Below are 14,388 nucleotides of genomic sequence, written 5' to 3' on the forward strand. Positions count from 1 at the left end.
GTGTGACCACACTGGCCGCACCACACACCGCCCCACCCCGAAGGACGTCCCCGCCCGTGCAGGCTGCCGTCACCGTCACCCCCGCCCAGATCCCCGAACTGCTGCTCGGCCTCGCCACCGTGCGGCCCGTTTTCCTCTGGGGGGCGCCCGGCATCGGGAAGTCCTCGCTCGTGAGGAAGTTCGCCGACTCCCTGGGCCTGGAGTGCGTCAGCCTCCTCGGTACGCAGCTCGCCCCCGAGGACCTGATCGGCGTACCCCAGATCCGCGACGGCCGCTCTGTCTTCTGCCCGCCCGAGGCCATCGCCCGCGACGAGCCGTACTGCCTCTTCCTCGACGAGCTCAACGCCGCCGGCCCGGACGTCCAGAAGGCCTTCTACTCGCTGATCCTCGACCGCCGGATCGGCTCCTACGAACTGCCCGCCGGCTCCATCGTCATCGGCGCGGGCAACCGCGCCACGGACAACGCGCTGGCCCGGCCCATCGCCTCCGCCCTGGTCAACCGCCTCACCCACGTCCACCTCCGGGCGTCCGCGCAGGACTGGCTGGTGTGGGCGGGCGAGCACGGCATCCACCCGTGGGTCACCGACTACCTCACCGACCGCCCCGACCACCTCTGGTCGCAGCCGCCCAAGACCGAGGAGCCCTTCTCCACCCCGCGCTCCTGGCACATGCTCTCCGACGCCCTGCACTCCTTCGGCGCTGAACTGGACGAGCAGACCCTCAAGGTGGTCGCCCACGGCACCCTCACCCCCGCGCACGCCGTGTCGTTCTGCGGCTACGCCAAGATCGTCCGTCACACCTTCGGCATCGAGGCCATCCTGAAGGGCGACGCCTCCTGGCCCGCCCGGCTCCAGGACCGCGACCTGCTCTACTACCTCGCGGAAGCCTTCCGGGGCCGCCTGCTCAAGGAACTCCCGGCGCAGAAGGAACACGTATCGCCCGCCCTGCGCCAGCACACCCACCGCTTCAAGTCGCTCCTCGTCCAGCTCGCCGAGATCTCCGTCGAGGTGGCCCAGACCGTCATCGCCGACGACGCCGACGGCGTGCCCGTGCTGCCCGGATGGTTCCTGATCGAGGCCGCCCGCGACATGCCCCGCCTGGTCGAGGCCCGCCGGTGAGCCGGAGCGGAAAGGGCCGGGCCAAGGCCGCCGCCAAAGCCGCCGCCAAGCCCGACCCGGCCACCCAGGCCTTCGCCGAGGGCCTGGCCCTGGTCAAGCGGAACCCGGCCCTCGGCGCCCTCGACGGCACGATCTGCCGCGAGGCCGGCTGCCCGGAGTCCCCGGACGGGGGCCTGGCCGCGGTCACCTCCAACGGCGTCGTCCACGTCCACCCCACCCGGCGGGCCGAACCCCGCGAGTGGGCCTGGGCGATCGCCCACGCCCTGCTCCACCTCGGCTTCGGCCACGTCCCGGCCGCCGCGGACGAGGACCGCACCCAGCCGGACCCCTTCGACCTCGCCGCCCGCTGCGCGGTCGTCAACCGCTTCCTGCTGACCTTCCCGGTCGGCCGCGCCCCCGACCACCTGCCCGCCGAGTACCCCGGCGGCGACGAGGACGAGCTCGCCGCCCGCTGGCGCCGCGACGGCATCCCGCCCCCTTACGAGCACTGCGGCACCGCCGGGCCCGGCCCCGACCAGGTCCTGACCACGTGGCGGGCCTGGGGCGGCAGCGCCGTCCCCGACTGGCAGACCGCCTTCGCCGCAGCCCTGACCCGCAGCGTCTCCGCCGCCATGGACGTGGCCGGCGGCCGCCGTGACAAGGCCACCGGCGAACGCGTCGCCCAGCGCCCCTGGGACCGGGCCCTGAACTGGTTCGTGTCCTCGTACCCGCTGCTCGGCGGGCTCGCCGCCGGCCTGACCGTCGTCGCCGACGCCGAACTGGCCCGCGCCCAGGACATCGCGATCGCCGCCGTCAGCGCCACCGCCGGGGAGATCTACATCAACCCGCTGCGCACCTTCGAGGACGACGAGTGGCGGTTCATCCTCGCCCACGAGATGCTGCACGCCGCCCTGCGCCACGGTGAGCGCCGTGGCGGCCGCGACCCGTACCTGCACAACGTCGCCGCCGACTACGTCGTCAACGACTGGCTGGTGGAGATGCGGATCGGCAGCATGCCCGAGGGGCTGCTGCACGACCCGGCGCTGCGCGGGCTCTCCGTCGAGGAGGTGTACGACCGGATCGCCGGTGACCTGCGCCGGATGCGGCGCCTGGCCACCCCGCGCGGCAAGGGCGCCGGGGACATCCTGGGCGAGCCCCTCGCGCACGGCGCGGGGCGTCCGTACGCGGATCTCGACGAGTTCTACCGTCGCGGCCTCGTCCAGGGCTTCGACCTGCACGTCCAGGGTGGGCGCGGCCTGCTGCCCGCCGGGCTCGTCCAGGCGATCCGGGCCCTGGCCCACCCGCCGGTGCCCTGGGACGCCCGGCTCGCCCGCTGGTTCGACGAGTACGTGCCGAGGCCGGAGGCCGTACGGTCCTACGCCCGCCCGGCGCGCCGCCAGGCCTCGACCCCGGACATCCCGCGCGCGGGCCGGTACTTCCCGCCCGAGGAGACCGCCCGCTGCACCTTCGGCGTGGTGCTCGACACCTCCGGTTCGATGAACGCCGCCCTGCTCGGCAAGGCGCTGGGCGCGATCGCCTCGTACGCCGAGGCCCGCGACGTACCGGCGGCGCGGGTCGTCTTCTGCGACGCGGCGCCGTACGACGCGGGCTACGTGCCGCCGACCGAGATCGCGGGCCGGGTCCGCGTCCGCGGCCGGGGCGGCACGGAGCTCCAGCCGGCCATCGACCTGCTCCAGCGGGCCGAGGACTTCCCGCCCGCGGCGCCGCTCCTGGTGATCACCGACGGCTGGTGCGACACCCTGCGCATCCGCCGCGAACACGCCTACCTGATCCCCCAGGGCGCCTCTCTCCCCTTCACCCCGAGGGGCCCGGTCTTCCGCCTGACCTGACCGCCGCGCTCGACGGTGCTCCACGGCCCGCCCGGACCGGATCCACCGGTGCGGACGGGCCCGCGGCGGGGGTCAGAAGACCTCGCCGTCCGTCTTGAGTTCGAGGCGGACGTTGGTGTCGGCGGTGCCGTTGTTGGTCACGCAGGCCGTGTAGTAGCCCGCGCCCGGGAAGTTGCCCCAGGAGCTGCGCAGGTCGGCGGCCCAGTTGGTGACCAGGCCCGGCGAACCGGTGCCGGGCACGGTGACCCCGTTGTACTGGAGCTTGAACTTGGCCCCCTGCCCGGTGGCCTTGCCGTCCGCGCGGACCTGGTAGCCCGCGTACTGCTGGACGCAGCGCTGCTCGCCCGGGTGGAGCGTGCCGCCGAAGAACTGGCTGGCCGAGGCCGGGCCGGCGGCAGCCAGCAGCGCCGCGGCGCAGACGGCCGCCGCCGAGACGTACGCCGTGACGCGACCGCCGCGGCGGCGCCGCCCTCGGCCGGCTCCGACGGCCGGGCCGGATGCGGACACCTGCCTCGTCGCGGACGTGGACGCGAACGTGGACGTGGACGTGGTCATGGGACTTCCCCTCCTGGTGTTCCGGTGACCGGCCGGCGGCCTGTCACCACCCTCTCGGGCACGGCCCACGGTAGGCGCGTCCGCTGAGCGTCCGGCGTACCGATCCACGTCCAACTTCCGCCCAATTCAGGCTCGTTCGGCTCAGTTTCGACCCCGGGCGGTGGTATCACCGTTGCGTGAGCTCTTCGAGGACAGTACGGACGGCACGGACAGCTCGGACGGCACGGACACCACGGACCATGGCCGACCGCCTCGCCGAAGCCCGGGCACGGGGCTTCGTCGGACGCCGTGAGGAGGTCGAGGCCTTCCGGGAGCTCCTGGCTTCCGGTCACGGCACGGTGATCCACGTGCACGGCTCGGCCGGGATCGGCAAGTCCACCCTGCTCCATCAGTTCGCCCGGATCGCCGAACAGGCCGGCAGACCGGTCGTCCACCTGGGCGCGGACGGCGCCCAACCCCCGGCCGGCCCCGGAGCAGACCCGGGTGATCCGCTCCATGCGGCTCCCGGCACCCTCGTGGTGATCGACCGCCCCGACCCCGTGCCCGTGGCCGAACGTCTGCTGAGCGCACTGCCCGACGACGCCGTACTCGTCCTGGCCGACCGCGAGCCGCCCCCGCTGAGCTGGCGCACCGACCCCGCCTGGCACGGGCTCCTGCACACCGTTCACCTCCGCCCCCTGGCGCCCGAGGACAGCGCCGAACTGCTCTCCCGGCGGGGAGTTCCGGAGGCGGAGCACGTGCCGATCATCGGGTTCACCCACGGCCACCCCCTCGCCCTCGCCCTGATGGCCGACGTGCACGGCCACAACACGGCGCACAGCCACGGGGATCCGGCCCAGCCGCCCCGGGTGGTCAGCGCCCTCGTCGCCGCCCTGCTGGACGCCGTGCCCGGCCCGCTGCACCGCGCGGCCCTGGAGGCGTACTCCCAGGTGCTCGTCACGACCGAGCCGCTGCTCGCCGTACTCCTCGACGTCCCCGACGCGGGCGCCCTGTTCGAGTGGCTGTGCACCCTGTCCATCACCGAATACGGGGGCCGGGGCATCCACCCCCACGACCTGGCCAGATCCGTCCTCGATGCCGAGCTCGGCTGGCGCCATCCGGCCCGCCGGACCACACTGCGCCGCCGGGCCGGAACCTACTACCAGCAGCTCTTCCTCGACGGCGACCGGCCGCGCCAGCGCACCGTCCTGGCCGACTTCGCCTACCTGCACCGCGACAGCCCCATGGTGGGGCCCCTGCTCGCACCGGTCGCCTCAGGAGCGGCCGGTCACGCCCGCCTCGACGCGCTCGCCATCGCCCCGGCGCAGGAGGCCGACCTCCCCGCTCTCCTGGCCCTGGCCGAACGCCACGAGGGCGGCGAGTCGGCCCGCCTCCTCGGCCGCTGGTGGGATCACCCCGCGGCCACCTGGGCCACCATCCGTACCGGCACGCCAGCCCCGGCGCGGCCGGGAGCCGATTCCGGTCCCGCGGCGGAGGCGGCAGCGGAACCCCCGGCCGGGTTCTACGTCCTGCTCGCCCTGCGCCCCGACGCGTACGCGGACCCCGTGACGACCGCCGACCCGGCCGCGGCCGCCGCCGTGGCCTGGCTCGGGGGCGAGGGGGAACTGCGCGCGGGCGAGTACGCCCTGCTGCTGCGGGCCTGGCTGGACCGGGACGCCTACCAGGGCGTGTCCGCAGTCCAGACGCTGCTCACCCTCCAGCTGACCCACCACTACCTCGCCGGTGAAAACCGCCCCGCCCTCACCCTGCTGCCCTTCGCCGACCCCGGATTCTGGGCCGACGGACTGGCGTACACCGACTTCGCCCGCCTCCCGGAAGCCGACTTCACGATCGGCGACCGCACGCACGGGGTGTTCGTCCACGACTGGCGTCGCACGCCCCCGCTGGCCTGGCTGAGCCTCCTGGGCGAGCGGGAGTCGGCCACCGACCCGCTGGCCGTGGCACCCCCCTCCCCGGGACGACGACGGATCCTCGACGCGGAATCCTTCGCGAGCGGCGTCCACGACGCCCTTCGCAGCCTCGGCCGCGTCGGCGGCTTGCGGGCGAACCCCCTGCTCGCCTCCCGGATGGTGGCCGCACGGGCCGGGGAGACCGCGAGCCAGGACGAACGGGCCGCCGCCCTCGCCGAGGTACTGCGGGAGGCCGCCGGAGAACTCCAGGCCGCGCCGCACGACCGGCGTGCGCACCGCGCACTGCACCACACCCACTTCCAGCCCGTCGGCACCCAGCAAGGCGCCGCCGACCTGCTGAACCTGCCCCTGTCCACCTACCGACGGCACCTCGCGGCGGGGGTACGGCGGCTCACCGAGGAACTGTGGCGCCGGGAACTCGACGCCTGAGCGGACACCCGCAGTCCACGCCGGACGCGGCGGCGCCGGGCAGGACGTGCCGGCGTGCCCATCCGCGGCGCGCACCCCCTGCCGCTCCGGGTGATCATGCGGATACCATTCCAGCCGCCGGTGGAGCTCCGGGCCCACGCCCGTCGCACCGGCCCGCATCCCCTGCCCGTGTCCGTAACGCGGCCCCGGTACCTCTCCGTGCGGCCTGGAAAGGCACTTCCTCTCTGTGACCACTCACATCCGGCTGCGAGGCCTCGCCATATCGGCCTCGCTCGCCACGGCCTGCGGTGTCCTCACCGCGGCACCGGCCTCAGCAGCGGCCGTCACCTGCAACGCCCCCGACTGGACCGCCCAGTACTACGCCAACACCGCGTTCAGCGGCACTCCGGCGCTCACCGCCTGCGATGCGGCCATCGCCGAGAACTACGGCACCGGCAGCCCGCCCGGAACCAAGCTGCCGAAGGACAACTTCGGCATCCGCTGGACCCTGGCCCGGGACTTCGGCTCCGGCGGGCCCTTCACGTTCACGGCCGCCGCCCAGGACGGGATCCGCGTCTACCTGGACGGCGTGCTGAAGATCGAGCTGTGGAAGAACGTGACCGCCACGCAGAACAAGGCGGTCAACGTCGCGGTCCCGGCCGGCCGACACACGCTCCGGGTGGACTACGTGAACTGGACGGGAGCGGCGAACGTCAGCTTCGGCTACGCCCCGCGCACCGGGGCCGGGATCGACACGGTCGCGCCGCTCGCGCCCAAGGGGCTCACCGCCTCTTACGACGCACCGGGTGGCAGGGCCTCCCTGCGCTGGACGGCCAACACGGAGATGGACCTCGCGGGCTACCGCGTCTACCGCCGTCCGGCCGGTGGCAGCTGGGGCCTCGTCGGTCCCTCCTCCCCGCTGACCACGACGGCCACCACGGACGCGCCGCCGGCCAACGGCCAGGAGTTCCAGTACCAGGTCCGGGCCGTCGACCGGACCGGCATCGAGTCCCCGGGCAGTGCCGCCGTGTCCGTCACGGCCGTCAAGGGCGCCGCCCCGGCCGGCCTCACGGTCCGCGGTGACTCCTCCGTCGCGCGTCTGACCTGGCAGCCCGTCACCGGCGCCACCCGGTACGAGGTGTTCGCCGCGGCGGACCCGGCCGGCCCCTACACGCAGCTCGGGACCACGACCCAGCCCTCGTACGTGGACGGCACCGCTCCCGTACACGCGCTGCGCCACTACCGCGTACGGTCCGTGGACAGCGTCGGCAGCGTGTCGGCGTACTCCGCCACCGTGACCGGTGACGGCGTCGACCGGACGCCTCCGCAGGCTCCGACCGGGCTCAGCTCCTACCCCCAGACCGACCGGACACGGGTGTACTGGAAGATGTCCGGCTTCGACAGCGACCGGGCCAATGGCGGTCGCTTCCGCGTGTACCGCTCACCGGGCAAGACCCTCGATACCTCGGCCCTCACCGAGGTGACGTGCGAAGTCGTCGAGTTCAACGGAAACGACCCGCTCGAGGGCATGTGCGAGGACCACGGCATGGCTCCCGGCACGTACCAGACGTACGCCGTCACCGCCGTGGACGGCGCCGGCAACGAGTCGCCCCTGTCGCCCCCGCACACCGTCCGCACCGGGGACACGGTGGCGCCGGCTCCGGTCACCGGACTGCGTGCCACCGCGCGTCCGGACGGGACGCTGCTGACCTGGGCGGCCTCCACCGACGACGACTTCGCCGCCTACCGCGTCCTGTACGGCGTCCGCCGCACGGACGGAACGGTCCGGTGGGACGGCACCTGCGAGGACGGCAAGTCCGACCCGCTGGCGATCCTCTGTCCCGACCTGCCGGACGGGCAGACCCGCGTCTACGCGGTCATCGCCCAGGACCGCTGGGGCAACCAGCTGTCCCCTAACGACCCGCGGACGGCGACCGCCACCGTCACCGAGCTGGACCTGCGGCCGACCGTGACCGTCCCCGAGGGCGGACGCCTCAACGGAGCGAGCTGGACCGGCGTGACCTACGGGCCCGACGCGCCCACCCTCTGGTGGAACTGCAACGTCGCCACCCTCTGCGATCCGATCGCCGGGTACCGTGTCAGCAGGTGGAACCCGGTCACCAAGGCGTACGAACCGCTCCACACCGGGCTGTTGCCGGCCGCGGACCGCAGCTTCTCGGACACCGGCGCCCAGCCGGGGAGCGCCTACTTCTACGTCTTCGAGGCGGTCCGGGCCGACGGCTCCTCCGTCGCTCTGTACAACTGGCAGAGCATCCGCACGAACCTGGTCTGACCTCCAGCGCCGGTACGTGCGACGGTTCGCGGGCGATGGTCGGGGACCGTCACGAGATCCCGTTCGGCCGAGAGGCCGGGCGGGATCTCGGCGGTTCCAGGCCACGTTCGAGATGGTGCGTGCGTGTGGAGCGAGTACTCAGCATGTCCTTTATGGTCTGACCTCGAACGATGCCCCGAGCGCGCGTTCCAGATGATCAAGCAGACGCTCGGATGGACCCGTCCCAAGCTTCGCACTCCGGCAGCAGCGGACCGCTGGACGTGGCTGATCACCGTCGCGCACACCCAGCTCCGTCTTGCCCGGCCGCCCGCCGAGGACATCCGCCGGCCCTGGGAGAGCCCCAAAAAACCGAACAGGCTCAGTCCTGCCCGAGTTCGGCGGGGGTTTCGGAACCTCCGCGTTCGCTTGCCATGCCCCTGCCCGTGCACCGAAACCGAACCGGCCCGGCCCGGCCCGACCCAGACAGGCTCCTCGGCTCGAAGAGCGAGCGGCCCGCCACACGCTACGACGTGGGCAAAACCGTCAGACGCCCCGAGACCATCATCGACCGCGACCGAGCCAGACCCTAACGAGGCCGCGTGAGACCCCAAGGCTGTTTCAACCCCAGTGGTCAACTCGCGGTGGGTATATAGGGCGCTGCTGCGGCCTGGGCCATAGTACGAAGTTTCGTGAAGTAGGAGCTGCAGTAATCCTCGTTGATCAGAGGAACGATCTTGCCGAGGTCGGCGATGCAGCCCCAGAGGCAGGCGATGCCACTGTCGTCGAGTCCGCCCTTCAGCTCCCTCTGCACGAGGCCGGCGACGTCGGCGTCCAGGAGGGCCAGGTCCACGCCGTCGAAGTCCACGCCGCGGAAGCCGTCGGGGAACCGCGCGTGCAGGTGGTCCTCCCACAGCCGGGCGAGGCTGCCGTCAGGCTGTGCTCCGTCCGCGTCGGCAGCTGTCGCCTCTGCCGTGGACGGTGGACGAAGGAGCAGGGCGACGGCGTCGAAGACGGCGCGCAGCATTGCGACGGCCCGGAGCGGGTGGAGGGCGGCACTTGACGCGGCGCCCTGTGTGAGCCTGTCGCGCAGCAGTCGGCTGCGGTCGAGTTCGGCGGCGAGTCCGGCCGTGATGAGCTCTGCGTCGGTGGCCCGCTCGATGAGGACGTGGAGTGGTTCCTTCGTGGCCAGACGCTCGGCGAGGACGTGCTCCAGGGCGAACAGGGAATGCGTGACGGCGACGGTGGCGAACTCGTACCGGTAGTAGGAGTGCCGGAGGAGCTCGCGAGAGGTTTCCATCGCGCTCATGACGTACATCGACGCGTTGCCGGGCAGCACCAGGTCGGCAACCAGGGCGTGCATGTCCGCATAGTCGAGAACGAAGTCGTGGGCGCGCGGGTCCCGTGCCGGTAGGAGGAGCGGGTCGGGCGGCGATGGCAGGGTGTTCACCGGTGCAGTCTTGTCGTCGGAAGGCTGTCGGTGCCATCGGATTTGCCCGGGGCGGTTGGCGTCCCGGGCAACATGTCGCCACCGGCCCGGTCCGACCTTTAAGAACAAGCTGAGTGCCCGCCCCTGAGCCGCGCATGACAGGGATTGGGGCGAGGGCCGGCTGGGCCGCTTCCGCCGACTGGTCTGAGCTTGCTCCGGCAAAGGGTCGTCTATGAGATTGGGAGAGGCCGGGAACCGGACGAGACAGCGACGTAGGCCAGCCCGTCGTACTCGTCGGCCAAGGAGGAAGGCCTCAGGTTGAAGCGGTAGGTCCAGCGCGGGACCATGGCGCCGAAGCTCCGTATACCGTGCCGGCCGTTGAACCACGCCTGTACGGCCGTCGGCGCGTCGGCTGCACTGCCGCAGGTCCGCGAGGTGGTTGCCGGGGTTGGCGGTGGCAGCCGGGGCCTGGCCGTCCGCCTCTCGCGCTACCGTGGCCTCCACGGCCGCCGCGTTTGGATCAGTTCTCACAGACGATCACGATCGCGGAGGCCGCACCCGTTGCCGCGGGCATCCCCGCCTTGCTGACCAGCAACGACGCGCTACAGATCACGATCTGCAGCTGCCGTGTCCGAGACGTCTGGGACTCGGAGGTGAATGCCTCGGGGAAGTGGCAGGAGCACCCGTTTGCCGGAGAGCAGTACCCGTGGTTCCCGCCTAGGTTGGGACAGTGGAGATCCAGCGAACCGGATCTCCACTGCGCTGTACCGACGAAGGAGGAAAGCATGGCAGGCAAGGCCAGCGTCGTGTTCGCCCATGGCCTGTGGGCTGATGGCTCGTGCTTCGCAAAGCTCATCCCCGCACTCCAGGCCGAGGGTCGCGAGGTCTTCGTCTCGCAGCACGGCCTCGACTCGCTCGAAGGCGACGTTGCCTGCGTGACCCGCGCGATCGACCACGTGCCCGGCCCGGTCGTGCTCGTGGGCCACTCCTATGGCGGAACGCTGATCACCAAGGCGGGTGTGCACGACCGGGTGGGCGCTCTGGTGTACATCTGCGCGCTCGCCCCGGACGACGACGAGACCTCGACGCAGCACTTGGGCGCCTTTCCGAGCTCGCCGGTCTTCGAGCACCTCCAGGTGGCCGACAACCGTATCTACCTCAAGGAGTCGGGCATCGGCCACTTCTGCGGTGACCTGCCGCCGGAGGAACAGAAGCTCGTGCTGGCGACCGCTACCGCGCCGATCGCGGACCTCTTCGACCAGCAGGTTCCCGGCAACGCCTGGCGAGCCAAGCCGAGCTGGTTCATCGTGGGGACCCAGGACCACACGGTGAACCCGGACCGGCAGCGGGCTTCCGTCGAACGTATGAAGGCCACGAGCGTCAGCCTCGACAGCAGCCACGTCCCGATGCTCTCGCAGCCCGAGGCCGTACTCGACGTCATCCGCAACGCCGCGAAGACCCTGGACTAGGACCAGACGGTCCGCACCATCGCCATCGGCAACGCAGGACCCTCCAGCCGACGTCGGTGCCGACGCCGCTGCCGACGCCGTGCGGCCTGGACGGCCCGGTGGTCCCCGGGGTGTTCAGGACCGGGTCATGGCGTCACGATCGCGAAGTCCGGGTCGACCGGGCCGAGCAGGTCGACCAGCCGGCCGAGGTCGGCGGGGTCGCCCTCGACGCTCACGGTGCCGTCGGCGAGCGCCGTCGCAAGGTCCTGGCCCGCGGCGACGAGGGCGATGAGCGTCGGCCGGGTGAGGGTGAACGTCGTGGAACCGGGTGCGGGGCCGTCGGTGACGCGCTGGTTCAGCGCGCCGTTGCGCACCTCGGTCACGTGGGTGGTCCCCTCGTCGGTGACGACCCAGGACAGCACGATGTGCTCGTCCCAGGCGCGCGGGCCGTCGATCCGGATACCGACACCGGCGAAGACCTGCTGGACCGTCAGCGCCGCCATGATGTCGGGTGAGGCCGCGGTACTGGGCGTGCCGAACTGCCCGTGCCTCAGTTCGTGGGCGCCGGAGAGGAAGGAGTTGCGCCAGGTGCCGTTCTCGGCCCCGAAGCCCAGCTGTTCGAACGCGTCGGCCTGCAGGGTGCGTGCGCGGTCGTGGTCCTCGTCGGTGAACAGGACGTGGTCGAGGACCTCGACCGCCCAGCGGTAGTCGCCCTCGTCGAACGCTCGCCGGGCGATGTCGACCGCCGCGTCCGGGCCGCCCATCGCCGCGACGTACCGTCGTGCGGCCGCGACCGGCGGATGCCCCCACAGGTGGGCGGGGTTGCCGTCGTACCAGCCCATGTAGCGCTGGTAGATGGCCTTCACGTTGTGGCTGACCGTGCCGTAGTAGCCGCGGGCGGACCAGGTGGCTTCCAGCGCGGGCGGCATCCGCAGCGTCTCGGCGATCTCCGTGCCGACGCAGCCCGTGTTCAGCAGGCGCAGGGTCTGGTCGTGGATGTAGGAGTACAGGTCGCGTTGCGTGCTCAGGAACTCCACCGCGTCCTGGCGTCCCCAGGTCGGCCAGTGGTGGGAGGCGAACACGACGTCGAGCTCCTCGCCCCACAGGCCGATGGTCTCCGTGAGGTAGTCGGCCCAGGCGCGGGCGTCACGTACTTGCGCACCGCGGAGGGTGAGGACGTTGTGGAGCGTGTGGGAGGTGTTCTCCGCGGTGCACAGGGCCCGGTGATCGGGAAGGTAGAAGTTCATCTCGGCGGGTGCCTCGGTGCCCGGCGTGACCTGGAAGACGAACCGGACACCGGCGGTGGTGACCGTCTGACCGGTCCTCGTGACGGAGAGCGTGGGAGGGATCAGGGTCGCCTCGCCGGTCGAGACGGTCTGGCCCAGGCCGGAACCGATCTGCCCGTACGGTCCCTTGGCCAGCGCGGCACCGTACATGTAGCCGGCGCGGCGGGCCATCGCCGTGCCGGCGAACACGTTCTCCGACACCGCGTGCTCCATGAAGCCGTCCGGCGCGATGATCTGCGTACGCCCCGAGGCGACGTCGTCGGCGCTGACGATGCCCTTCACCCCGCCGAAGTGGTCGATGTGGCAATGGCTGTAGATCACCGCCGCGACCGGGCGCGCGCCCCGGTGCTCGGTGTAGAGGGCGAACGCCGCGGCCGCCGTCTCCTTGCTGACCAGCGGATCGACGACGACGACACCGTTGTCGCCCTCGATGACGGTCATGACCGACAGGTCGAAGCCCCGCAGCTGGTAGATGCCGGGAACGACCTCGAACAGCCCGTCCTCGATCAGCAGCCGTCCCTGGCGCCACAGACTCGGATTCACCGTCTCCGGTGCCTCCCCGGCCATGAACCCGTAGGCGTCCAGGTCCCAGACGACCCGCCCGTCCGCCGCGGTGACCTGCCGGACGGCGCTGCGGGCGACGAACCCGCGGGCGGCGTCCGCGAAATCCCGCTCGTCGGCCATCGGCATCGCCGCGACCGCGTCCGCCAGGGATCGGCGCGTCGCCTCGGTGGCTCGGTTCTGGCTCAAGGGAACTCCGTTCGAGCGACTCGGAACGTACGATACCCACACGATCCCGGCATACATGGTCAGCCACCTCACGGCTGTCCGTGTCCGTGTCGTTCTCCGTCCGTCGTGGCCATCGCCGACGGACTCCTCGCCCTCCGGCGCCGGCCACGGATCCATCCGGCCGTCCTCGAAGGTGTTCGGGCGGCGCCGGAGTCAGCCGGTCGATCTGACGGACCCGCTAGCCTGGGTGCCGGTCGCCCACCGAGCCTCACATCGACCGGGAGAGACAACCGTGACAACCGTCCTGATCGCCGGAGGGGCCGGCTACATCGGCAGCACCGTCGCGTCCGCATGCCTCGACGCGGGTATCACCCCCGTGATCCTCGACAACCTCGTCCGAGGGCGGAGGGAGTTCACCGAGGGTCGCACCTTCTACGAGGGGGACATCGCGGACGGCCCGCTGATCGACCGGATCTTCGCGGAACACCCGGACATCCGCGCCGTGGTGCACTGCGCGGCGCTGATCGTGGTGCCGGAGTCCGTGGCGGACCCGATCGGGTATTACGAAGCGAACGTCGGCAAGTCCTTGTCCTTCGTCGGCCACCTGCACCGCAACGGCTGCGACCGGATCATCTTCAGCAGCTCGGCCTCCATCTACCGGGCGGAGGACGGCTCGCCGGTCGACGAGGATTCGCCGCTGGCTCCGCAGAGCCCCTACGCGCGGACCAAGGCGGTGTGCGAGGGCATGTTCGCCGACATCGCCGTGACCGGGCCCCGCGTGCTGTCCCTGCGGTACTTCAACCCGGTCGGGGCCGACCCCCGGCTGCGTACCGGGCTTCAGCTGAGGCGGCCCAGCCACGCTCTGGGCGTGCTCATCCAGGCGCACCGGGAAGGGCGGCCGTTCCCGATCACCGGCACGGACTATCCCACCCGTGACGGCACGGGGATCCGGGACTACGTGCACGTGTGGGACCTCGCCGCAGCCCATGTCGCGGCGATCGAGCGTTTCGATTCCATCCTCACCGGGTCCGAGCGCTCGATCGCGATCAACCTCGGCACCGGCTCGGGCACCACGGTGCGGGAACTGTGCGATGCCTTCAACAGGGTCGTCAGCACGCCCCTGACGACCGTGGACGCCGGCCCGCGGCCCGGTGACGTCGCCGGCGGCTACACCAAGAGCGACCGGGCGGCCGAGTTGCTGGGGTGGACGCCGAAGCTGTCCGTGGAGGACGGCATCCGGTCCGCCCTGGAGTGGATTCCGGTACGCGACCAGCTTCTGAAGGACTGATCCCGCCGGCCCTCTTCATGACGCGGACGTGGGAACGCCTGGCCGTGAGAGCTCTCACGGCCAGGCGTTCCCATGCCTGCTGCTCGGCACCGGTCAGCCGAGGGTCCGGGCTGTTGCCC

The 14,388-nt window shown here is 71.8% G+C and carries 9 protein-coding genes and 1 pseudogene; 7 read left to right on the top strand and 3 right to left on the bottom strand.

Annotated elements, in window-relative coordinates; genetic code table 11:
- Nucleotides 1–56 precede the first annotated feature (56 nt).
- Together ABZW32_RS16555 and ABZW32_RS16560 are read left to right on the top strand one after the other, a co-directional pair.
- Nucleotides 57–1,118, top strand: a complete 1,062-nt coding sequence (locus tag ABZW32_RS16555; RefSeq protein WP_356216231.1) for a MoxR family ATPase — start codon at nucleotides 57–59, stop codon at nucleotides 1,116–1,118.
- Nucleotides 1,115–2,947 carry a hypothetical protein gene (locus tag ABZW32_RS16560; protein WP_356216234.1) on the top strand — a complete coding sequence of 611 codons (1,833 nt, stop codon included), beginning with the start codon at nucleotides 1,115–1,117 and terminating at the stop codon, nucleotides 2,945–2,947. Before ABZW32_RS16555 ends, ABZW32_RS16560 begins: the two co-directional genes overlap by 4 nt.
- A gap of 72 nt (nucleotides 2,948–3,019) precedes the next feature.
- On the opposite strand, the gene ABZW32_RS16565 is transcribed toward ABZW32_RS16560, so the two are convergent.
- Nucleotides 3,020–3,502, bottom strand: coding sequence for a hypothetical protein (locus ABZW32_RS16565; RefSeq protein WP_356216236.1), 483 nt, complete (start codon nucleotides 3,500–3,502; stop codon nucleotides 3,020–3,022).
- 239 nt (nucleotides 3,503–3,741) lie between these two features.
- Here ABZW32_RS16565 and ABZW32_RS16570 point away from each other — a divergent pair, with 239 nt between their 5' ends.
- The 3 genes and pseudogenes from ABZW32_RS16570 to ABZW32_RS16580 form a co-directional block, all read left to right on the top strand.
- A complete protein-coding gene (locus ABZW32_RS16570; protein ID WP_356216239.1) occupies nucleotides 3,742–5,841 on the top strand; it encodes an AAA family ATPase in 2,100 nt (699 codons plus the stop codon).
- Between the two features lie 226 nt (nucleotides 5,842–6,067).
- The gene (locus ABZW32_RS16575) at nucleotides 6,068–8,113 is read left to right on the top strand and encodes a PA14 domain-containing protein (protein ID WP_356216242.1); all 2,046 of its coding nucleotides are present in this window, start codon (nucleotides 6,068–6,070) and stop codon (nucleotides 8,111–8,113) included.
- 186 nt (nucleotides 8,114–8,299) lie between these two features.
- Nucleotides 8,300–8,682: pseudogene (locus ABZW32_RS16580) on the top strand (transposase); the annotation flags it as partial.
- Between the two features lie 41 nt (nucleotides 8,683–8,723).
- Here ABZW32_RS16580 and ABZW32_RS16585 read toward each other — a convergent pair.
- Entirely contained in the window at nucleotides 8,724–9,539 is an 816-nt protein-coding gene (locus tag ABZW32_RS16585) for a hypothetical protein (RefSeq protein WP_356216245.1), read from the bottom strand.
- A 764-nt stretch (nucleotides 9,540–10,303) separates the two neighbouring features.
- On the opposite strand from ABZW32_RS16585, the gene ABZW32_RS16590 reads away from it, so the two are divergent.
- A complete protein-coding gene (locus ABZW32_RS16590; protein ID WP_356216247.1) occupies nucleotides 10,304–10,987 on the top strand; it encodes an alpha/beta hydrolase in 684 nt (227 codons plus the stop codon).
- 125 nt (nucleotides 10,988–11,112) lie between these two features.
- Here the strand turns inward: ABZW32_RS16590 and ABZW32_RS16595 are convergent, their stop codons facing one another.
- Nucleotides 11,113–13,002: an alkyl sulfatase dimerization domain-containing protein gene (locus ABZW32_RS16595; protein ID WP_356216250.1), complete on the bottom strand. Its 1,890-nt coding sequence runs from the start codon at nucleotides 13,000–13,002 to the stop codon at nucleotides 11,113–11,115.
- A 271-nt stretch (nucleotides 13,003–13,273) separates the two neighbouring features.
- On the opposite strand from ABZW32_RS16595, the gene galE reads away from it, so the two are divergent.
- A complete protein-coding gene (gene galE, locus ABZW32_RS16600) occupies nucleotides 13,274–14,269 on the top strand; it encodes a UDP-glucose 4-epimerase GalE (RefSeq protein ID WP_356216252.1) in 996 nt (331 codons plus the stop codon).
- Nucleotides 14,270–14,388 lie beyond the last annotated feature (119 nt).

It is taken from the genome of Streptomyces sp. NPDC004667, from assembly GCF_040609475.1.
Classification (GTDB): Bacteria; Actinomycetota; Actinomycetes; order Streptomycetales; family Streptomycetaceae; genus Streptomyces.